The 21,111-nt window shown below is 55.7% G+C and carries 16 protein-coding genes; 12 read left to right on the forward strand and 4 right to left on the reverse strand.

Annotated elements, in window-relative coordinates; all coding sequences use genetic code 11:
- Positions 1-47 precede the first annotated feature (47 nt).
- From V6U78_RS03785 to dxs, 4 genes are read left to right on the forward strand one after another with little or no spacing between them, the layout of a single operon-like run.
- Complete coding sequence (locus V6U78_RS03785) at positions 48-1,442, forward strand: FAD-binding oxidoreductase (protein ID WP_405338009.1); 1,395 nt, start codon at positions 48-50, stop codon at positions 1,440-1,442.
- 29 nt (positions 1,443-1,471) lie between these two features.
- Positions 1,472-1,735 carry an exodeoxyribonuclease VII small subunit gene (locus V6U78_RS03790; protein WP_405337360.1) on the forward strand — a complete coding sequence of 88 codons (264 nt, stop codon included), beginning with the start codon at positions 1,472-1,474 and terminating at the stop codon, positions 1,733-1,735.
- Positions 1,732-2,637 carry a polyprenyl synthetase family protein gene (locus V6U78_RS03795; protein WP_405337362.1) on the forward strand — a complete coding sequence of 302 codons (906 nt, stop codon included), beginning with the start codon at positions 1,732-1,734 and terminating at the stop codon, positions 2,635-2,637. The genes V6U78_RS03790 and V6U78_RS03795 overlap by 4 nt, the downstream gene beginning before the upstream one ends.
- Positions 2,638-2,662: 25 nt before the next feature.
- Positions 2,663-4,555: a 1-deoxy-D-xylulose-5-phosphate synthase gene (dxs, locus tag V6U78_RS03800; protein WP_405337364.1), complete on the forward strand. Its 1,893-nt coding sequence runs from the start codon at positions 2,663-2,665 to the stop codon at positions 4,553-4,555.
- Here the strand turns inward: dxs and V6U78_RS03805 are convergent.
- Entirely contained in the window at positions 4,539-5,387 is an 849-nt protein-coding gene (locus V6U78_RS03805; RefSeq protein ID WP_405337366.1) for an NAD-dependent epimerase/dehydratase family protein, read from the reverse strand. The genes dxs and V6U78_RS03805 overlap by 17 nt on opposite strands.
- 211 nt (positions 5,388-5,598) lie before the next feature.
- Here V6U78_RS03805 and V6U78_RS03810 point away from each other — a divergent pair, with 211 nt between their 5' ends.
- The 8 genes from V6U78_RS03810 to V6U78_RS03845 all read left to right on the forward strand — a co-directional run bounded on the left by V6U78_RS03810 (position 5,599) and on the right by V6U78_RS03845 (position 15,827).
- Positions 5,599-6,504, forward strand: coding sequence for a hydrogen peroxide-inducible genes activator (locus V6U78_RS03810; RefSeq protein ID WP_405337368.1), 906 nt, complete (start codon positions 5,599-5,601; stop codon positions 6,502-6,504).
- A gap of 17 nt (positions 6,505-6,521) precedes the next feature.
- Complete coding sequence (gene recG, locus V6U78_RS03815) at positions 6,522-8,618, forward strand: ATP-dependent DNA helicase RecG (RefSeq protein ID WP_405337370.1); 2,097 nt, start codon at positions 6,522-6,524, stop codon at positions 8,616-8,618.
- 65 nt (positions 8,619-8,683) lie between these two features.
- On the forward strand, positions 8,684-10,087 hold the full coding sequence (locus tag V6U78_RS03820) for an HDOD domain-containing protein (protein ID WP_405337372.1): 1,404 nt from the start codon (positions 8,684-8,686) through the stop codon (positions 10,085-10,087).
- Between the two features lie 55 nt (positions 10,088-10,142).
- Positions 10,143-10,922: a DUF481 domain-containing protein gene (locus tag V6U78_RS03825; protein ID WP_405337374.1), complete on the forward strand. Its 780-nt coding sequence runs from the start codon at positions 10,143-10,145 to the stop codon at positions 10,920-10,922.
- A 114-nt stretch (positions 10,923-11,036) separates the two neighbouring features.
- The gene (locus V6U78_RS03830; protein ID WP_405337376.1) at positions 11,037-12,923 is read left to right on the forward strand and encodes an MFS transporter; all 1,887 of its coding nucleotides are present in this window, start codon (positions 11,037-11,039) and stop codon (positions 12,921-12,923) included.
- 56 nt (positions 12,924-12,979) lie between these two features.
- A complete protein-coding gene (locus V6U78_RS03835) occupies positions 12,980-14,527 on the forward strand; it encodes a 2-isopropylmalate synthase (protein WP_405337378.1) in 1,548 nt (515 codons plus the stop codon).
- Entirely contained in the window at positions 14,524-15,306 is a 783-nt protein-coding gene (locus tag V6U78_RS03840; RefSeq protein ID WP_405337380.1) for a hypothetical protein, read from the forward strand. Before V6U78_RS03835 ends, V6U78_RS03840 begins: the two co-directional genes overlap by 4 nt.
- 17 nt (positions 15,307-15,323) lie before the next feature.
- Positions 15,324-15,827 (forward strand): GNAT family N-acetyltransferase, encoded by a 504-nt coding sequence (locus tag V6U78_RS03845; RefSeq protein WP_405337382.1) that lies wholly within the window; start codon positions 15,324-15,326, stop codon positions 15,825-15,827.
- 162 nt (positions 15,828-15,989) lie between these two features.
- Here the strand turns inward: V6U78_RS03845 and V6U78_RS03850 are convergent, their stop codons facing one another.
- From V6U78_RS03850 to V6U78_RS03860, 3 genes are all read right to left on the reverse strand, one after another.
- Positions 15,990-16,235 carry a cell division protein ZapB gene (locus V6U78_RS03850; protein ID WP_405337384.1) on the reverse strand — a complete coding sequence of 82 codons (246 nt, stop codon included), beginning with the start codon at positions 16,233-16,235 and terminating at the stop codon, positions 15,990-15,992.
- Between the two features lie 150 nt (positions 16,236-16,385).
- Positions 16,386-18,323, reverse strand: coding sequence for a beta-ketoacyl synthase (locus tag V6U78_RS03855; RefSeq protein WP_405337386.1), 1,938 nt, complete (start codon positions 18,321-18,323; stop codon positions 16,386-16,388).
- A 108-nt stretch (positions 18,324-18,431) separates the two neighbouring features.
- Positions 18,432-21,056: a LuxR C-terminal-related transcriptional regulator gene (locus tag V6U78_RS03860; RefSeq protein ID WP_405337388.1), complete on the reverse strand. Its 2,625-nt coding sequence runs from the start codon at positions 21,054-21,056 to the stop codon at positions 18,432-18,434.
- Between the last annotated feature and the right edge of the window lie 55 nt (positions 21,057-21,111).

Here is a 21,111-nt window from a genome sequence, read left to right on the forward strand (position 1 = left end):
GCATTTTCATCTCGCACCCCTGCGAATCGAACTGAAGAGCTGCCATGATGACGCCTGAGCAAATCAAACATGCTGTTGAAGCCCTTATCGGTGCGGACAAAGTCCGTCTTGATGATGAAGCCTTAGATATCTATGGCCGTGACTGGACCAAGATTCATACACCGCGACCACGCGCGATTGCCTTCCCGCGTAGCACAGAAGAAGTCCAGCAGATCGTGCGCTTTGCGCGTGAACACAAGATTGCTCTTGTGCCTTCTGGCGGCCGTACGGGTCTTTCAGCGGGTGCCGTGGCCGCCAATGATGAGCTGGTGCTGGTGATGGACTATATGAATAAGGTCGTCGATTTCAACCCAGTGGATCGCAGCGTCACTGTCCAAGCGGGGATGATCACCGAACAACTGCAACACTTTGCCGAGCAGCAAGGGCTTTACTACCCAGTCGATTTTGCCTCGGCCGGCTCAAGCCAGATAGGTGGCAACATTGCGACCAATGCCGGTGGCATCAAGGTGATCAAATACGGTATGACAAGAGATTGGGTACTCGGCCTGAAGGTGGTCACTGGTACAGGCGAAATTCTTGATCTGAACCGTGGCTTGATCAAAAACAACACTGGCTATGATTTACGCCATCTGTTTATCGGTGCAGAAGGCACGCTGGGTATTATTACCGAAGCCACGCTGCGCTTAACACGCCCACCGCAAAACCTGACCGTGATGGTGCTGGGTGCGCCATCCATGCCCGATGTGATGCAGGTTCTACAGGCTTTTCAAAAGCGTCTTGATCTGACGGCCTTCGAGTTCTTCTCTGATAATGCACTGGCCAAGGTCACCCAGCATCACCAGCTGCAACGCCCCTTTGAAACAGCCACGCCCTATTATGCGCTGGTTGAGTTTGAAGCCATGACCGAAGAAATCATGGAGATCGCCATGGAGGTCTTTGAATCCTGCATGGAAGCCGGCTGGGTCGAAGATGGCGTGATTAGCCAAAGTGAAACCCAAGCACAAACACTGTGGAACCTGCGCGAATTTATTTCTGAGACTATCAGCCATCACACACCTTATAAAAATGACCTTTCTGTTGTGGTGTCCAAGGTGCCTGAATTCCTGGCTCAGGTTGATGGCTTTGTTGCCGAGCACTATCCCGGTTTTGAGGTCGTCTGGTTTGGCCATATTGGCGATGGCAACCTGCATCTGAATATCCTCAAGCCTGACAACCTCAGCAAAGAAGCCTTCTTCGAGAAGTGCCACCATGTCAGTGATAAAGTCTTCCAGATCACTCAGGACTTTGGCGGTAGCGTCTCAGCAGAGCATGGTGTGGGTCTGATCAAAAAGGACTTCCTCCATTTCACGCGCAGTCAGGTTGAAATTGAGATGATGAAAGGCATTAAGAAAACCTTTGATCCAGACCAGATTATGAATCCTGGCAAGATGCTGGATCTTTAAGCCTCTCCCCAGATCAAGAAGGATAAGCCATGTCGAAGACCCTCAGCAGCGCCGAAGCCACACCCACCGCTGACTTTGAGCAACTGATGGCCGAGTTGGAACAGCTGGTCAGCAAGATGGAAGCAGGTGATCTCTCTCTCGAAGCCTCTTTAGAGGCTTATGAGCGGGGTGTGCGGCTTTCGCATCTGGCACAAAGCCGCCTCCAAGAAGCCGAACTCCGCGTTCAGCGCTTACATGAGCAATCCGGACAACCTGAGTTTGTGCCCTTGAATGAGGATGAGCGCGCATTATGACTCTTTCCTGCACCCACAGCAGTGGGTCAGCACGCCTTGAAGCCGCTATCGCCCAGTATGCACAGCGTGTCGATCTCTATCTGACGCAGCAGCTGGCGCAAAGACCCGGACCCAGCCCAAGGTTAAGCGAGGCGCTCAACTATAGCCTGCTGCTCGGTGGTAAGCGCCTGCGCCCCGTCCTGACATTGGCCACGGCAGAGGCACTCGGTGGCGACCTTGCACTGGCCGATGCGCCAGCGGCCGCTGTCGAGATGATTCATGCCTACTCTTTGGTCCACGATGATTTGCCCGCGATGGATGATGATGCCACACGGCGCGGCCATCCGACCTGTCATATCCAGTTTGACGAAGCCACCGCCATTCTGGTCGGTGATGCCTTGCAAACCCTGGCCTTTGAGCTGCTCGCAACCAACGACCATCCTCAGGCGCTCGCGATGATCCGTTGTCTGGCACAGGCCAGTGGCCCTCAGGGCATGGTTGGCGGCCAGATGCTCGATTTGCAAAGCGAAGGACAACGCCTGAATCTTGAGCAGCTGCAAACCCTGCATCAGCACAAGACAGGGGCCTTAATCCGTGCTGCGGTCGCCTTGGGGGGCTACAGTCAATCTGCCTCTGCCACAACCCTGGCTGCCTTGGATCGCTACGCCAGTGCACTGGGTTTGGCTTTTCAGGTGCAGGATGATCTGCTTGATATCCAAGGTGATCCCAGCAAAATTGGCAAGCAAACCGGCGCAGATGCTCGACTCAACAAGGCCACCTACCCCAGTCTTCTCGGCCTGGAAACGGCACAGGCCAAGGCGCGCTATCTCGTCCAAGAAGCACAAGCGGCCTTGCAGGGTTTGGATGGAGATTGGACACTCCACCACCTGCTCGCGGACTGGTGTATTCTGCGCGACCACTAAATAAAATCTAAGAGCCCGACCGACTATGTTTGATGTCCTCCCCCAGCACCGCCCAGAAACCCCCCTGCTTGATGGGCTGAGCACAACGGCCGACCTGAAGCGTTTCTCAGAAAGCCAGCTGCTCAAGCTCGCCAGAGAAGTGCGGGCTTGGCTCTTATGGAGTGTGCAGCAAACAGGTGGACATTTTGGTGCTGGACTGGGTGTTGTGGAACTCAGCGTGGCGCTCCATCACGTCTTCAATACCCCACAAGATAAGGTGGTGTGGGATGTAGGACATCAGGCCTACCCGCACAAGATTCTCACTGGACGCAAAGAAGCCCTGCTGACCATCCGCCAAAAAGATGGCCTCGCTGCCTTTCCTAAGCGAGCAGAATCGCCCTATGATGCTTTTGGCGTCGGCCATTCCAGCACCTCGATTAGTGCCGCGCTGGGCATGGCGCTAGCTGCCAAGGCACAGGGACGCAGCAAAAAATCGATTGCCGTGATCGGTGATGGCGCGATGACGGCGGGCATGGCTTTTGAAGCCCTCGCCCATGCTGGCCATCTGCAGCCTGATCTCCTGGTCATTCTGAATGACAATGAAATGTCGATTTCAGAGAATGTGGGTGGACTGGCCAGCTATCTGGCTCGACTGCTGGTGAGCGAGCCTTATCATCAACTACGCGAAGGCAGCCGCAAGCTGTTGTCTATGCTGCCACTGGCGTGGGAAATTGCCCAGAAAACCGAAGAGCAGGTCAAGGCGCTGATGTCGCCCAGCACCCTCTTTGAGGAATTTGGCTTCCAATATATCGGCCCGCTGGATGGCCATGATCTGCCTGAACTCATCAACACGCTCAAACGTATCAAGCAGCGCCAAGGCCCCTACTTCCTGCATCTGGTCACCAAAAAGGGCAAAGGGTTTCTGCCTGCTGAACAGGATCCCATCGGTTATCACGCACTGGGCAAGCTAGAAAAAACGCCACCTAAAAAAAATCCATCCAAGCCTTCTGGCCCTAAGTATTCTCAAGTCTTTGGGCAGTGGGTGTGCGATATGGCCGCTGCAGATCCACGCCTGATGGCCATTACCCCCGCCATGCGCGAGGGTTCAGATCTGGTCCGTTTTTCACGCGACTATCCCCAGCGCTATTTTGATGTTGCCATTGCAGAGCAGCATGCCGTCACGCTGGCGGCCGGTATGGCCTGCGAAGGTATGAAGCCGGTTGTCGCCATCTATTCCACCTTTTTACAGCGCGCCTATGATCAGCTGATTCATGATGTTGCCGTACAAAAGCTGGATGTCCTCTTTGCGATCGATCGCGCTGGCCTCGTCGGCGAAGACGGCCCCACCCACCACGGCACGCTCGATCTCTCTTATCTGCGCTGCGTGCCAGAGATGGTGATTATGGCTCCAGCTGATGAGCAAGAATGCCGCCAGATGCTCAGCACCGGCTATCATTACGCCGGCCCAGCCGCCGTGCGCTATCCGCGCGGCCAAGGCCCAGGCGTTACGGTTCAACCTGGCTTGGAAGGTCTGCCAATTGGCAAGGCCGAGGTGCGGCGGACAGGGCAGAAGGTGGCTCTTTTGGCGCTGGGCAGTTGTGTCGCAGCCGCCGAGCAGGTGGCAGCACAACTGGATGCCACACTGGTCAACCTGCGTTTTGTTAAACCACTGGATGAGGCCCTGCTGCTAGAAATAGCAGCGAACCACAGCCTGCTGGTGACCATCGAAGAAAATGCGATCATGGGCGGTGTGGGCAGCGCGATTAACGAGTTCTTTGCCGCCCAAGGCCACACACCGCCACTGCTGAATCTCGGGCTACCCGATCGTTGGATCGATCAAGGCACACCCGAGGAACTGCTTGCCGAGGTCGGACTGGATGCGACAGGTCTACTGCAAGCCATCCAAAGCCGTCTTAGCCAGCTCAGTGCTCAGCAGTAACAGTGCTCAGCAGCGCCGCATAGCCCTCACGATAGCTAGGATAACGCCATTGGAATCCAGTGCTGGCCAAAAGCTGGCTCTGGATTTGTTTACCCTGCCCTTCACCGGGCAGCGCCCCCAGCGTCTGAGGCGGCACTCCCAGCTGCTCTCCTAACCAGCTGATCACCTCTTGCATCGGCACACTACAGGTATCACTGACCAGATAAAGATCTTCGATCTGCTGACTCTGCGCATCAAGATCCATTAAATGCTGGATGGCTGCCGCAGCATCATCACGATGAATCCGGTTGCTCCAATATAAGGGCTCAGCGGGTGGATGCTGACCCGCCCGCGCTTGACGCAGCAAACGCTCTCGTCCCGGCCCATACAGACCGCTCAAGCGCACACAGGTTGATGCACATTCTGCCTGCGCCAGCAGCGCCTCACCTTCCAGGATCAACTGACCAGAAAAGCTGCGTGGCAGGGCAGGGCTCGCCTCGGTCACCGACTCACCCGCCTGCTGGTGATAGACGCCTGTCGAGGACACCAGAAAAAAACGCTTCAATGTGCTGAGTTGATCGCCCAGCGCCGCCAGGACTGCGGCCACACCATCACGATAGGCGCGCTGATAATCAGCAGGGGAACGGCCATCGGCGGCCACGGCGTAAATCAGATAATCGATTTCAGGTAAGGACTCTGGCGGCGGGGCAGGCAAGTCCCAGTAAAAAGGCTGAATAGCCTCGGGTAAGAGCGCGACCTGGCGGCGCGCGCCCCACACCTGATGCCCCTGCTCAGCCAGCCTTTGGCCCAGATACTGACCTAAATCACCACACCCAACAATCATGATCCGCATGATACTGACTTCTCCTGAATCCTGAATCTTGGCGACGCCACTCAATTGGCTCGCCAAGAAGATTGATGTACGCGGCTAATCACCCACAAATCATAGCCATATAAAATTAGATTTCGTCACTTGATTATTTTAATCAATGATGCATACTTTTCCAAAGGCTGTCTTACACTAACAAGACAGCCCACGATGAATGACACGGAGTAGCCCCCCAATGACGCTGACTGAACTCAAATACATTGTCACCTTGGCACAAGAAAGACACTTTGGCCATGCTGCTGAAAAATGCTTTGTCAGTCAGCCCACACTCAGCGTCGCCGTCAAGAAGCTCGAAGAAGAACTGGGCGTTGCCTTATTCGAGCGCAGCAAAAGCGCGGTACAGCTGACTCCCATCGGCGAGCGTATCGTGGCTCAGGCCCATCGTGTGCTTGAGCAGGCTGCCACCATTAAAGAGCTGGCACAACTCGGCAAGGATCAACTCTCTACACCGCTGCGCATTGGTGCCATCTACACCATCGGGCCTTATCTCTTTCCGCAGCTGGTCAGTGGATTGCGTGCGCTCGCGCCGCAGATGCCGCTGTATATTGAAGAAAACTATACCGCCGTGCTTCGCCAGCGACTCAGAAGCACGGAGCTGGATGCGATTCTGGTTGCTCTGCCCTTCACTGAGCCAGATGTGCTGACTCGCCCGCTGTATGAAGAACCTTTTGAGCTGCTGCTCCCCAAAAATCATCCTTGGGCAGAGCGTGAAGCCATTCCTATTCAAGAACTGACCAGCCAGAAACTGTTGATGCTCGGCGAAGGCCACTGTTTCCGTGATCAAGTGCTCGAAGCCTGCCCCGGCTTAGAAGCCAACCTCAAAAACAGCGATCAAACCCTGGTGGCAGAGGGCGGTTCTCTGGAGACTCTGCGTCATATGGTCGCCTCTGGCATGGGTATCACTGTCCTGCCTCACTCAGCAGTGGCGCATCACCAATATAACCATGAGGTGCTGGTCACACGCCCCTTTGCAGATCCAGCGCCCTCGCGACAAGTGGCACTGGCCTGGCGTGCCAGCTTCCCGCGTCCGAAAGCGATCGAAGCGCTGGCACAAGCGATTCATCAGTTCAAACCCCTCTGATCTCAGGTACGCACAGGATGGCGAACCTGTCTCTGGATCAACTGCCGCTGAGACAACTCAAAGGAGTCGGTCAGGCCTTGGCGGCCAAGCTCCAGCGGCTTGGCCTGTCATCAGTGCAGGATCTGCTTTTTCATCTGCCGCTGCGCTATGAAGATCGCACCCAGCTCACCCCATTGGGTCAGCTGCGCCCTGGACAGGCCGCCGTTATTCAAGGGCAGGTGATCCACAGCCAAATCCAGCAAGGGCGACGGCGCAGCCTGCTGGTGCGTCTCTCTGATGCGACAGGGGTGATCAGCCTGCGCTTTTTTCACTTCACCAGCGCGATGCAGGCTCAACTCAGCCCAGGTCATCCAATCCAAGCCTATGGTGAAGCTCGCCCTGGCACCACTGGCCTTGAGTTTTATCATCCAGAGTTTCGCCATCTCAGCCATCCTGAGGCGCCAGGACTGCTCGAAACCCATCTGACGCCTGTCTATCCTCTTACTGAAGGCATCACACAGGCCCGACTCCGCCAGTTGATCCAACAGGCACTCACACTGCTTGAGACCTCCCCCCTGGCTGAGCTGCTACCTGCGAGCCAGCCAAAGCAGCCGAATTGGCCCAGCCTCCATCAGGCACTGGTGCTCTTACACCAACCACCGCGCGATACCACCTGGCCAGAACTAGAGAGCGGACAACACCCCGCCTTGCGCCGCTTGGCTTTTGAAGAACTGCTCGCTCACCAAGTGAGTATGCTGTTGCTCAGACAAAAGATTCGTCGTGATGCGGCCCCTGTGCTGCAACTGGCGGCTGAACACGCCCATTGGCCACAGGCCCTACGCGCTGCACTGCCTTTTCAACTCACTGGCGCACAGGAAAGAGTCTTACAAGAAATCCAGGCTGATCTGCGTCAGCCTCACCCCATGCTCAGACTGGTGCAGGGCGATGTCGGCTCAGGCAAAACACTGGTAGCCGCTTTAGCCTGCTTGGAAGCCATCGGAGCGGGTTATCAGGCGGCTTTGATGGCCCCCACTGAACTCCTGGCAGAACAGCACGCTAGGAACCTCAGCGCTTGGCTCAGTCCTTTGGGTATCAGCGTCGGCAGCTTGACCGGCAAGATGAAAACCAAGGCACGCCAAGAGTGCCTCAACTCACTGGCCGATGGCAGCCTGCAACTGGTGATCGGGACCCATGCCCTCTTTCAAAGCCAGGTTCGCTTTCAGCATTTGGCGCTGGTTGTTATCGATGAGCAGCATCGTTTTGGCGTTCATCAGCGTCTGGCCTTGCGTGATAAAGGGGATCAGGGAACCCAGCGGCCACACCAGCTCATCATGACGGCCACCCCGATTCCACGCACGCTCGCGATGAGTGCCTATGCCGATTTGGATGTTTCCATCATTGATGAGTTGCCGCCAGGGCGACAAGCCATCCAAACGCTGGTCCTGCCCGACACGCGACGCCATGAAGTCATCGAGCGTGTCCGCCATGCCTGTACTGCAGGGCGTCAAGCCTATTGGGTATGCACCCTCATTGAAGAATCCGAGGCGCTGGATTGCCAAGCCGCCGAAGCCACCTGGCAAGCACTGGCCCAAGAACTGCCTGAGCTGCACATCGGGCTGGTGCATGGCCGCATGAAGGCCGCTGAAAAAGCGGAGGTGATGGCCGCATTTCAGGCTGGGCACACCCATCTGCTGGTGGCCACCACCGTTATCGAAGTCGGTGTGGATGTCCCGAATGCCAGCTTGATGATTATCGATAATGCTGAACGCTTAGGACTGGCACAGCTCCATCAGCTTCGTGGGCGCGTGGGTCGTGGGCAGATCGACAGTTACTGTCTGCTGGTTTATCATCCTCCTTTAACTGCCCACGGGCGCGAACGTCTTGCCGTCATGCGCGCCAGCCATGATGGCTTTGTGATCGCACAAAAGGATCTCGAGCTACGTGGTCCCGGTGAGCTGCTGGGGACACGCCAGACAGGAGAGCTGACTTTCAAGGTGGCACAGCTGCAGCGTGATGCCGATTTATTTGAGCAGCTCAAGCCCTTTGCACAACAGCTGCTTGCACAAACACCCCACTTGGCTCAGCCGTTGATCTCACGTTGGCAAACACAAGAACTCGATTACGCTCAGGCTTAAACTCTCTCCATCCTGAGCCGAAGCAGCCGCCTCGCTGCTGATTTTGTATTCTGCAGGAGCAGACCATGAACCCAGGTGCTATGGATAAAACAACGCTGTCTCATTACACCCCGACCGATTTGCACAGCGAAGCCTTGCAGGCTCGTCGTGTCGCACGCTCTCTGGCTCAGCCGCAACAACTGCTGCGCAGTACGCTCTTGCAGGCCGTGGATGGTTTTAATCTGCAAGCCGTGTTTCCTGCGCACTGCCTGCTGGATCTGCAAAAGCTGAATGCCAATGGCACGGATTGGCGCGCCCGCTCTCCAGATTACCGAGCAAAGCTGCTCAAAGAACTCAAACTCCAGTCTCTGCCAGCACTACCGGGCGTGCTCTCGATCCCGATGTGCGTTGACCTCAGTGGAATCGAAGGTGACTGGGTCTTTATCGAATCAGGTGATCCTGAGTTTTTATTGCGCTTTGGTCGCCATGAATATCAGCAGCTGATGGAGGCCGCACAGGTAGAGCAGGAGGCCTTCTCCATCCCACTGCAAGCTGCGCGCCCTAACCTCGACAACCCACATCGAGATGAAAAAGAAATCCGCAGCGCAGTAGAAACCATTACCCAGCAGCGCGTCCGTGCACGTCTGAGCGAATCGATTGAAATCGCGCCACTACCACTGAGCACACAACGCCTGCTGGCTTTAAAAGCAAAAGAAGACGTCAGTGGCACCGAGCTGGCACAGGTGATCGAAACCGATCCCAGCCTCGCCTCTCAGGTGATCAGCTGGGCCAATTCTCCCTATTATGGCGCACCAGGCAGCATTCGCTCTGTTCAGGATGCAGTGATCCGTGTACTGGGCTTTGACCTGACCATGAATCTCGCCCTCGGCCTGGCCTTATCACGGCAAATTCGCCTGCCTAAAGATGGTGTCCACGGCCATCGCCATTTTTGGCGTGATGCCGTGCTGCGCGCCACCTTGGTTGAAAAGCTGGTTAAGCTGATCCCACCTATGGCGCGGCCTTATGCTGGACTGGCCTATCTTGGTGGTCTGCTGCACAACTTTGGCTATCTGATTCTGGCCGAGGTCTTCCCACCTTATTTCTCGCTCTATTGTCGCAATCAAGAAGCCAATCCCCATGTGCCCCCCATGTATCTGGAGCGCTTCCTGTTTGGCATCACCCGCGAGCAGATTGCCAGCTACCTGTTCACCACCTGGGGGCTGCCTGAAGAAATGTGCATTGCCGTGCGCCAGCAGCACAACGCCCACTACACTGGCCCCCAGTTCAAATATGCCAACCTGCTTTATCTGGCGCATCAATATATGCAACCCCAGTGGAAGGCACAGGTGCAGCGCATTCCGGCAGCACTTTATGAGCGTTTACAGCTCGATCCTCAGGCCATCTACGCCCTGCGTGAAGAGCTGGATCAACTCCCTGCCGAACAAATGGATGCGCTGGTCAGCCTGCTTGACCCCACTGCTGGACGCTGAACTTCTCGGTCGATCTCTGTCTGATTGAATAAGACCGTCACTTTAAGGAAGTCCCGTGCTCTTCACAGACCATCCGGCCCGACACCCAAGGGCCGTTTTACTTTCTCTCTTGTTATCTTATGCCCTTGGGCTGCTACTGCCCTCCATCGCTCAAGCGGAAGAGGAGGCAGGCCCGCGTTTGCAAACCCGTAGCGAAGTGCTGCTGAATCTGATCGACAGCCAAGGTGCCAGCCAAGAACGCACCATCAATAGCCGCCTACGGCTTGATCTGGAGCAACACCAGTGGCGCCAGCAAACCCGCGCCCAAGTGCTCTACACCCGCAGCGATGGCCGCACAACAAAAGAAGCCTATAACGCCAGCCACCAGCTGAACTACCAATGGGCCGAGGACTACTACAGCCTCGGCTTTGCCCGCTTTCAGCGCGATCGTTTTTCGAAGATATCAGAACGCGAGATCGATCTGCTGCTTGGGCAGGGGTATCGCGTTCTGCGCAGTGAGCAGACAGAGTGGGATTTAGAGATCGCCGCTGGTGCCAGGTATCGCGAACCAGTCAATAATCCCGAAGTCAGTTCAGAGTATGATCCCCTCGCCCGTGCCGCCAGTCGTTGGCAACACCAACTGAGTGAAGATCTGCGCCTTGAGCAAGATACTGCCTATGATCTCAGTAGCGACACCAACAGCTGGGTGCTGGAACAAAGCCTGCATGTGCGCGCCAATCGCTATTTTTCACTTGGTCTGGCCTACACTTGGAAACGCAGTGAGGATAGGAATCAGAATAAAATCGAGTATGATCGGATCACCAGTGTGAATCTGGTTTTTTCTTGGCATAACTAGGTACCCAGATGCACAACAGACCCAGGGTCTGCTTTTATCCATCTGTGGTGGCCTGGTGCCCTCTCTGAAGAGGCTCTCCCGCTCCTGCCTTTTTTACTGATGGATTAGATCGCTATGTCTTTACTGAGTCTGTTGTTACGTCGTCGCTTCGGCCCCTTTTTTGCTACCCAGGCTCTGGGCGCCTTTAACGACAATGTGTTTCGTTTTGCCTTGATGTTCCTACTTACCTATACCGTTGCGGAGGCACAGGGCTGGGATATCAGCCTGCTCACCAATCTGGTGGCCGGTTTGTTTATTCTGCCCTTCTTTCTCTTTTCTGGCATTGCCGGTCAGCTCGCGGATAAGTACGAAAAAGCCCATTTTGTACGCAGTATCAAATGGCTCGAACTGGGCATCATGCTCACCGCGCTGATCGCCTTTAGTTTTGAGTGGTGGTGGCTGCTGCTCAGCTTGGTTTTTGTGATGGGGATACAATCCGCCCTCTTTGGCCCGGTCAAGTACGCCCTTCTCCCTCAGCATCTACATGAAGACGAGCTGGTCAATGGCAATGCCTTGGTGGGTATGGGCACCTTTGTTGCGATCTTGCTCGGCACGCTGCTCGGTGGCCTACTGGCGGAATGGGCCAGTCAGCAGATGATGTGGATAGGCTGGGTAGTGGTCAGCTTTGCTGCACTGGGCCTGCTGGCGAGCTATGGCGTGCCACCGGCTGCCGCAGGACAGCCTGATCTGAAACTCGAGTGGAACCTCTACCGCCAAACCAGCCGTATTCTGCAGAGCGCCGTTCAACAAAGAAGCCTGCTGCTATCGATGCTCGCCATCAGCTGGTTCTGGTTTATGGGCTCAGGTTATCTCACCCAGTTTCCCAACTTCACCCGCAGCGTACTGCTGGCCGATGAAAGTGTGGGAACACTGCTGCTGGCCTTGTTCTCTTTGGGCGTAGGTGGCGGCGCGCTCTTGTGTGGTTTTTGGTCACGCGGACAAATTGAACTCGGCATGACACCGCTCGGTGCACTAGGCATGGCGCTCTTCTCCTTTGATCTTTATACACAGGCCCAGGCCTTTCCTGGGCTCGAATCCGGCCAAGACCTGCGTAATCTCGCTGAGTTCTGGGCGGCCGGTGGCGGGGCCATTGCGGTGGATTTGGCACTGGCTGGCCTGTGTGGTGGCTTGTTTATTGTCCCGCTGTACAGTCTGATCCAGCGCCGTAGCCCCCAAGCCATTCGCTCGCAAATGATCGCCGCTTTAAACGTCATGAACGCGCTGGCGATGGTGATCAGTGCGCTGCTGGCCGCACTGCTATTAAGCTGGCTTGAACTGAGTCTGCCGCAGTTTTTCCTTGTCTATGGCTTGAGTGCGCTACTGGTTGGGCTGTTGGCCTTCAAGCTGGCTTTTGACCCACTGCTGCGTTTTCTGATCTATCTGCTCTCGCACAGTTTTTACCGTGTACGCCATCGTGGCTTAGAGCATATTCCTGAGACGGGAGGCGCACTGGTAGTGGCCAACCATGTCAGCTTTGTCGATGCCCTGCTGCTGGCGGGGGCCTGCCATCGCCCACTGCGCTTTGTGATCGATAAAGAGATCCATGACCACCCGCTTCTCAAGCGCTTTTTGCAACTGGCAGGCACGGTCCCGATTAGCTCTGAAAAGGTGGATCGTGCTAATCTTCATCAAGCTTTTGCCGCTATGGGCGCAGCGTTGGAGCGTGGTGAGCTGGTCTTTATCTTCCCTGAAGGCCGCCTGACACCCGATGGCGAAATCCAGACTTTTAAACGTGGCGTTGAGCGGATTCTGGCGGCCCACCCTGTCCCCGTGATCCCTATGGCATTGCGTGGACTCTGGGGTTCCTGGTTTTCACGCGCAGAAGGCCGTGCCTTTAAAAAATGGCCAAAGCGCTTTTGGTCCAGAATTGAAGTCGTTGCTGGGCCAGCACTGCAGCCCGAAGAAGTGACCGCCGCACGCCTGCAGCAAGAAGTCAGTCAACTACGCGGTGACTGGCGTTAGCACCGATCAGCAGCAGCGATAAAAAAAGAAACCCGAGCACTGGGTGAGGAGAGAAGATGAACAAAGACCAACTGGTGATTTTTGATACCACCTTGCGCGATGGCGAGCAAAGCCCCGGCGCCTCCATGACCAAGGATGAAAAGGTGCGCATTGCCAAGATGCTCGAAAAGATGCATGTCGATGTCATCGAGGCTGGCTTTGCCATCGCCAGTGAGGGCGATTTTGCAGCCGTTCGCGCGGTGGCCACCGCCGTCAAGGACGCCACGGTCTGCTCTCTCTCCCGTGCGCTGGAGGCAGATATTCGCCGTGCTGCTGAGGCGATTCAACCCGCCAACTCGGGCCGGATTCATACCTTTATCGCCACCAGCCCCATTCATATGCAGCACAAGCTGAACATGAGGCCCGAACAGGTGATCGAACAAGCCGTCAAGGCCGTCAAACTGGCGCGCAACCTTTGCGCTGATGTCGAGTTTTCCTGTGAAGACGCAGGGCGCTCTGAGATGGATTTCTTATGCCGTATTGTTGAAGCCGCGATTGCAGCGGGTGCACGCACGATCAATATCCCCGATACAGTGGGCTACGCCATTCCTGAACTCTACGCTGAGCAAATACGCCAGCTGATCGAACGCGTACCAAATAGTGATCAGGCCATCTTCTCTGTCCACTGCCACAATGATCTGGGGCTGGCGGTTGCTAACTCGCTGGCGGCTGTTCAAGCCGGAGCGCGGCAGGTGGAGTGCACCATCAATGGTCTTGGGGAACGCGCAGGAAATGCCTCATTAGAGGAAATCGTCATGGCGGTACGAACCCGCCCAGATGTCTTCTCGGTCACCACCGGTATCGATCCTGTGCATCTTGTTCCCACCTCGCGTCTGGTCTCAACGATTACCGGCTTTGCCGTTCAGCCCAATAAAGCCATCGTCGGTAAGAATGCCTTTGCGCATGAATCGGGCATTCATCAGGACGGCGTACTCAAGCACCGTGAAACCTATGAAATCATGAAGGCCGAAGATGTTGGCTGGCATACCAATGCCATCGTGCTCGGTAAGCATTCAGGCCGGAATGCCTTCCGCTCGCGCTTACAGGATCTGGGGGTGGAGTTCGCTACTGAGCAGGAACTGAATCATGCCTTCATGCTGTTTAAACAGCTGGCCGATAAAAAACATGATATCTACGATGAAGACCTGCAGGCACTGGTCAGCGATAGCCGTGCACATGAAGCCAGTGAGGTCATCCAACTGGTAGCACTAGAAGTACAATCCAAAACAGGAGAAATCCCGCTGGCAGAAGTCGTGCTGTCCATTCGCGGTCAAGAAGTTCGCACCCAAGCCAGTGGTTCTGGCCCAGTGGATGCGGTCTTTAAAGCCATAGAAAGCCAGGTCAACAGTGGTGCCAGTCTTGAGCTCTACTCAGTGAATGCCATCACCTCGGGGACAGACTCCCAAGGCGAAGTGACGGTACGCCTCGCGCATACTGGCCGCCTGGTCAATGGCTTGGGTGCCGATACGGATATCGTTATTGCTTCGGCTAAGGCTTATATCCATGCCTTAAACGGACTCGAAGCCAATCTTGAACGCACCCACCCACAGGGGAGCGGCATTTGAACCTCAGCGTTACACAACAGCGGGCTGTGTATTTGCAGCGTCTCGGCATTCCCTTGTGGGTGCCGCGTTACCAGCTGCCTGGGGCGGCTCCCAGTCAGGCCTGCACATGGCAGCAGCCGCCACCTCAGCCCAGTCGTAAAGAGCGGCTTCTACAGGCCACCGCAGCACTGGATCTCGCAGCCCCAGCCAGAGCGAAGACCGCGCAAGTTGCCGAGGCTGCAACCCCACTCAGGACGCCTCCAGCGGCAACAAAGCCGGTCACTGAGACGCCGCTGATCGAGCCTCAGACAGCGCCAACCAGCACAGCACCCGTGGAAGCCCCGTTACAAGCGGATATCTGGTTGCTGGCCAATGGCTGGCAGCTGGTGCTGGAGCTGGATGCCCCCTTAACCCAAGACGATATTCAGCTCACACAAAATCTTGTGCGCGCACTGGCTCCTCAAGGCATCGGCCTGGTTTCGCAAAGGCAGTTCAGCTGGCCACGTCCACACCTGGCGGCTGGCAGTGCACAAGAGCTGACAACCAGCCTGCGTACCTTTCTCACTGGTGCTCAATACCAACAACACCCGATTGTGGGGCTGCTGGCATTGGGTCCAAGAGTGGCGCAGCTGCTCACTGAACCAAGCGTTCAGTGGCCGCCTCTGCCCACGGTGTACACTGGCCCATCACTGGCCCAGTTACGCGCTGCGGCAGAGCACAAGGCCCACTTTTGGCAACAGGCAGGCGATCAGGGGTTACGCGCTCATTTTGCCTCTTCTGCCTTAGTCTGGCCTGCATGATACTGGATCACTCTTCGATGCAACCCACCTACCCTGCTCCACAGCGCTTACAAGGCAAACATCTGGCAGATCTGCTCTCACTGGCACACGCCGCTGACCCTGATGCCTGGCCAGATCAACACTGGGAAACCAGCTTACATCAGGATTGGGTTTTGGGGCTCTATGATCCCCAAGGTCAGCTGATGACAGCACTGATCCTAGGTCGCACACCTTTTGATGCCGAGGTGTATTATCTGCTCAGTCACCCGCTAGTCCGACGTCAAGGCTGGGCGCAGCATCTCCTTCAGGCTGGTCTCGCCTTGGCCTTTGATTCTTGGCAGGTTGAGCAGGTGTTGCTTGAGGTGCGTGCATCCAATCAGCCCGCACAGCAGCTTTATTTAGCCGCAGGATTTGAGAAGAGCGGTGTACGACGTCGCTATTATCCAGCGCGTGAAACCGAAGGGGAACGTGAAGACGCCTGGCTGTATCATCTGAACGCGATGGATTACCAGGCTTTAATCTATCCGACAGAGACAGAGTAAACCTGTCTCGGTGAAGGCATTGCTATCAAAAAAGCTTCAGTGAACCTGCTTCAGTAAAACTGTACTTCAATAAAACTGTACTTCAATAAAAAGCGCCTCGCTGAAGGAGGCCCAAAAAGTATCGTCTCAGCGTCACACTCACCATGTGACGCGACACAACCACTACCAGCTGCTGGATGTGCTTTCTTCAGCAGGCGCTTCAGCTTCGTCCTTGGCTTCATCCATTGTGCTTTCTAGTTCACTGAACTTGCCGAGCAGCAGACCCAGTTTTTCTTCCCAAGCTTGTTTTTCCGCTTTCAGCTGGGCATTTTCTTCTTTCAGTTCGTCCATTTCGAGGCGCAGCATATCCAAATTATCCAAGGTGGTTTGTACCTTGGCTTCCAACTGACTTAATAGATCGAGGCTCATGCGCTTGGCTCCTTACAGATCAACAGATCGAATCAACAGCGCCTGCCCATCTGGACAGATGCATTTTTCTCTATTGTGCACGTTTTATCAGGCTTGTATAGCCTGAAACGTCGACAAAAGCTCTTTTCAGTGACACCCTGGCATTCTGCCTTAGGAGGCATCCGGTGACGCTGCCTCTTCTGACATATCCGTAAAGGGATTGTTCAGCTGTAAATTGATCTGTTGTGCATAGCCGGGAATCTTGAGCTGCTGGGCCTCCCAGATCAGTTCTTCACCTTCTAATACCTGCTCACCAAACTGATAAGTCAGATTAAACTGCCCCGCCAAGGCGCGCTCATCATAGGCTTGACTGGCTTGTAGACGTTCAGCCAGTTGATCCTGATAACGCAGCATGGCTTGACGCCCATAACGCTGTGTCAGCATCTTCTCTGTCACATGTGGGGCCAAAACCAGAGCACTGGCATTATTGCCACCAAAACCCTTGGCATTCAGCAGCGCCATATCCAGGGTGTGCGGACCCAACTGCTGATGTTCTAAGCTCAAAGCCAGATGTGACGCCTCGATATCCTCTGCAAAGGCGGTGGCAGTAGTAATGCCCGGTAACCAACCTGTCGCCCAGGTGCCCAAGGCACTCATCAGCTGATCTCCCCCTGCGGTGCCTTGCGAGTGCCCGACATAGGCCTTGATCGCAGCCACTGGCCAAGCAGGAATCCCCATCGCCTTGGCGACCTGATTGAGCACATGAGATTCGGTCACTCGGTTTTTCGGTGTGCTGGTACCATGCGCATGGACAAAACTTCGCTGCTGCAAGGCACGCTCACCCAGAATACTGCGCCCCAAGGCGGCCGCCTTGGCCAGCGTAATATAGTTGCCTATACCTGGTGCCGAAATAGAACGCTTAAAGCCATCCGCATTCGAGAAGACCTCCGGCACGGCACCCAGCAGCTGGCAGCCCTGCTCCAGCGCCAGACGATCATCAACCAGCAGCACAAACTGCGCTGACTCAGCAATGGTAAAACCACAGTTATGCGCAAAGGGGCGGCAGGCACGGCGGTAATCCTGATCACTGAGGCTCTCCAAACCGTCTAATGCGCGCAGGCTCGCATCATCAGCCAAGGCACCCATAGCACGGAAACCCTCAATGATTTCGGGCGTGACAGGCGCATCCGCCGTGCCAACCAGCGCGATCCGTAAACGCCCAGAGCGAATCGCATTCGTCGCTGCTTGGAGGTTGTAAAGAAAAGTGGCGCAGGCCCCCAGTAGACCACTGGACTGACCGACATTACCCAAAACATAGGCATTGATAAAATCAGCCGTCATCTGTGCATAGCCCAGCGGCATCTGTTTTGAAGTCGTGCGCTTGCCAGTGACAGGACTTTGCAGCAGGCCGCCCCAACCCTCTTGATCTAGCTGCCCGATTGAATTACTGGCAAATACACCTATCTGATCAGGCTTGACCTGGGCAGCCAGATCTTCCCAAATCAACCCACTTTGGCCAAGCAGATCTGAGGCACCAAAGATCGCCATCTGCAAAGCACGCGGATGATTGGCACTACGATAAAACGCCCCCGGATGAAAACCAGTGGGCAACAAGCCTGCGGCCTGCACCAGTGCTTCTCTGGGCAGCGAGAGGGTCGCCTTCAGCGGCTGATTGACCTGCACCTCAACATCTGTCGCGGATAAAGGCACCACCTGCCAGCCCAGAGGCAGACGCTCAGGCAACTGGCGGCGTTTTAAACGGAAAGTCAGCGGCTGATCTCCCGGCTTCAGCTCCAAAGCCTGGGTGGCAGGGTGGGCCTGCACATCAAACCAATCTGGATGAATGCGGCGGATTAAACTTTGATCCAAAAGCTGTGCTTGATAACGTGCAATCAGCGCCTGAGTGCTGAGCTGACCCTCTGGAGTACGCCATTGCTGATCAGCCACCTGCTCTGCAACCCCAGTTAAACTGGCAAGGGAGAGCAGGGTGCGCTGTTGTTCATCGGTAGAAAGCTGATCAAAAATCATGCGACGAAAAGCATGATGGCCTGAGGTGCGTCCAGCTGGGCTCACGCCACCCATGCCGACGATGACGGGTAAATGCGACAAAAGACTGTCCTCTGACTGGCTGGTTTTGGCTTATCTTAGCACTGCGTGCACAACAGCACTATGGCCGAGCGTTTTAAACGCTTTTTCAGACAGGCGCAACCCATAGCTTTAAAGCAGCTCCAAGCTTTGTGCGCGCGTGACCGCCTGAGTACGCGACTTCACATCCAGCTTACGCAAAATGGCTTTCACATGGGTTTTGACGGTGTGAATTGAGATAAAAAGCCGTTCTGCAATATCCTGATTACTTAAACCCTCCGCCATCAACAGCAACACCTTTTTCTCGCGACCCGACAAGGGCTCGTAAGCCAGATTCAAATCCGGCTGCGGCAGCCCATCACGCAGCTGGCTGATTTTCTTCAGCAGTTGTTGTGCAAAAAGATGCAGAGCCGAACCTTCAACCAGTTGTTCCGTCAACTCTTGCAACAGCTCTGCCAGCGTGGCATCCACACTGAAAAAAGGCTGGCGACACTGCTCAGGTTGCGCCAAAACCAAGGCCTGACGCAACAAGGTCTGTGCAGCTTTTTGATCACGCTGATAGCGGCGAATCAGCGCCTTTTGCACAAAGAGCAGGATCATCGCCGCAGGATAGTCCGCCAGCTCGGCTTCAAGCTGATCAAGCAGCGCACTGGCATCTTGCCACTGCTGCGCCGACATCAAGGCTCTGGCCTGCAGAACCTGCTGCCACAGGCGCTGACGAGGGATCAATTCAATGCTGACCACACCTTGGCGTTCACCAGAGCGGCTGAGTTGTCCAAGCCAAGTCATGGCTTGTTCCTTCTTGCCCTCATCCAGCCATAAGTTGGCTTTGAGTGCTGTAATCGCCGGTAGATAAACCTGAGCGGGCACCTGCCAAGACTGCATCCGCGCCTCGGCTTCTGACAGGATGCGATAAGCCTGTGCTTGCTGTCCTTCAAGACGTGACCAGAGAGAGCGCAAAAGCTCACCACTGACCAGCCAAGGGTCCTGCTGCTCCAAGGCAATCGCCAGACCCAGCTCCAACTGCTGTTGACCCGCTGGTAAATCAGCCTGCAACCAGTGCACATAGGCCAGCAAAAGAGCACATCGACCTGTTGCCAGCTGTGGCGGCGCTGTTAACGCCAGAGCCTGCTGTAACAGATCAACAGCATTCAGCAGATGCCCCTTACCGACTTCGATCGTGGCCTGCTCCCAGCTCAACCACTGCACTAATGCCGATGAGGGCTGTTGATGCACGCCCTCCCAGGACACACGGTTGTAAGCCCGCGCCGCCTTATAGAGACCTTCACTCTGAGCAAGACGCACCAGCAGACTCCGCACCAGCACCTGTAGCACCAGAGGCAGGTGGATCAACTGATCATAAACCGCCAAGATATCACGCTGGGCCTGCTTTACCTCGCCAGCATCGGCATACCACCAGGCCTGAAGCAGCTGGTATTCCAATGCCCCTGATTCCGGCAAGCTGTCAGCACGGATTTCGGCATAGAGTGCCAGATAAGCTTCTAGGCGTTGATGCTGGCCCAGCAAGGCGGCAATCCAAGCATAGACCAACAACAAGCGTGGCTGGGTTTGTAGCGCCTGCTCGCTCAAAGCCACGCGCCAGCGCAACAAGGGTGCACAATTCAGGCCGCTCAATAGAGGCTGTGCCAGCTGCTCAACCAGCGTCAGTAATAATGCCGTTTCATCCAGCTCTAAAGCCAAATCAGCAATCATCGGTAACGGGTAATGCTCTGCTAACCAAGGCAGGTGTGCGGCGAGGTTGACTGCGGCAGAGGTGCTCAACAGGCTCTTGAGTAAGGGATGCAGCTGATACCCCTGCGGAAGAAGATCAGAAGGCAACACCCAGCCCTGATGCTGCCAAAGAAGCAAGCTATTGGCCTTTAACTCAGCGGCCGCCTGCTGACCCAGAAAATGATGCAAAAGCGGCCAGTCCACAGCGGGCAGTTGCGCCAAACAGGCCAAGGCACGGTATTCATACTCGGTGAGCTCATCGAGCAGTGTTTCACGCAAAAATAGACTGGTGCGCGCCAGTGCCTGATGGGGCGCTTCGCCCACCTGTGCCATCAAACGGACTGCCGCTGCCAGCCCCCAGGTCTGCTGCTCGATTAATTCAGCCTCTTGGCGTAGCAAAGGCTTGTTGAGCTGCTGAAAAAGCTCTTGAATCTCATCCACCGTAAAGGCCAGATCCTGCGCCTGCAGCACCAGAAGCTGATCTTGTATATCCCAGTGTGCCAGCTTGAGCTGCACATCAAGACGAGAGGTCAGCACGAGATGGCAGTGAGGGGGGAGCTGATCGACCAGCCAGTGCACCAGATGCCGAGCCGCATCCTCACCAAGCCGCTCCAAGCCATCCAGCACCCAGTAGAGGCGGGTATCAGTGTACTGATCCATTAGCCGCATCAACGGCGCTAGACGCGCCTCAATCGGTCGAGACTGTAGTTCATCTTGCTGCCAACGCTCTGCCAGAGCCTTGAGTTCGCGCTCACTCACACCCAGCTGCTTTTCCAGGCACACCAGCAAAGAGGCCAGCAGACGCTGCCAATCCTGATCCTGCTGATCTAAATTCAGCCAGCACCAAGGCGCACTTTGGCGCTCTAGCCATTGCAGTAAAAGCAAGGACTTACCGCTTCCGGGCAAACCCTGCAATAACACCACACGGCGATCGGCCGCAGCGGTTAATTGGCGCAGTAGGCGCTCCCTGACTAAGCAGGCTGCTGGAGCGGGTGGAGGATAGAACTTCATGGGCAACAGAACCACAGCTTCTCCTTAAGAGACAGGCATCAAGCCAGCACTGTGCCAAACTCAGCTGGAT

Source organism: Marinospirillum alkalitolerans (genome assembly GCF_045055655.1).
Lineage (GTDB): Bacteria > Pseudomonadota > Gammaproteobacteria > Pseudomonadales > Halomonadaceae > Marinospirillum > Marinospirillum alkalitolerans.

Bases quoted from the DNA above. Each gene is read 5' to 3' on its own strand.
- V6U78_RS03785 (WP_405338009.1), top strand. From the start codon at position 48: ATGACGCCTGAGCAAATCAAACATGCTGTTGAAGCCCTTATCGGTGCG.
- V6U78_RS03790 (WP_405337360.1), top strand. From the start codon at position 1,472: ATGTCGAAGACCCTCAGCAGCGCCGAAGCCACACCCACCGCTGACTTT.
- V6U78_RS03795 (WP_405337362.1), top strand. From the start codon at position 1,732: ATGACTCTTTCCTGCACCCACAGCAGTGGGTCAGCACGCCTTGAAGCC.
- dxs (WP_405337364.1), top strand. From the start codon at position 2,663: ATGTTTGATGTCCTCCCCCAGCACCGCCCAGAAACCCCCCTGCTTGAT.
- V6U78_RS03805 (WP_405337366.1), bottom strand. From the start codon at position 5,387: ATGCGGATCATGATTGTTGGGTGTGGTGATTTAGGTCAGTATCTGGGC.
- V6U78_RS03810 (WP_405337368.1), top strand. From the start codon at position 5,599: ATGACGCTGACTGAACTCAAATACATTGTCACCTTGGCACAAGAAAGA.
- recG (WP_405337370.1), top strand. From the start codon at position 6,522: ATGGCGAACCTGTCTCTGGATCAACTGCCGCTGAGACAACTCAAAGGA.
- V6U78_RS03820 (WP_405337372.1), top strand. From the start codon at position 8,684: ATGAACCCAGGTGCTATGGATAAAACAACGCTGTCTCATTACACCCCG.
- V6U78_RS03830 (WP_405337376.1), top strand. From the start codon at position 11,037: ATGTCTTTACTGAGTCTGTTGTTACGTCGTCGCTTCGGCCCCTTTTTT.
- V6U78_RS03835 (WP_405337378.1), top strand. From the start codon at position 12,980: ATGAACAAAGACCAACTGGTGATTTTTGATACCACCTTGCGCGATGGC.
- V6U78_RS03845 (WP_405337382.1), top strand. From the start codon at position 15,324: ATGCAACCCACCTACCCTGCTCCACAGCGCTTACAAGGCAAACATCTG.
- V6U78_RS03850 (WP_405337384.1), bottom strand. From the start codon at position 16,235: ATGAGCCTCGATCTATTAAGTCAGTTGGAAGCCAAGGTACAAACCACC.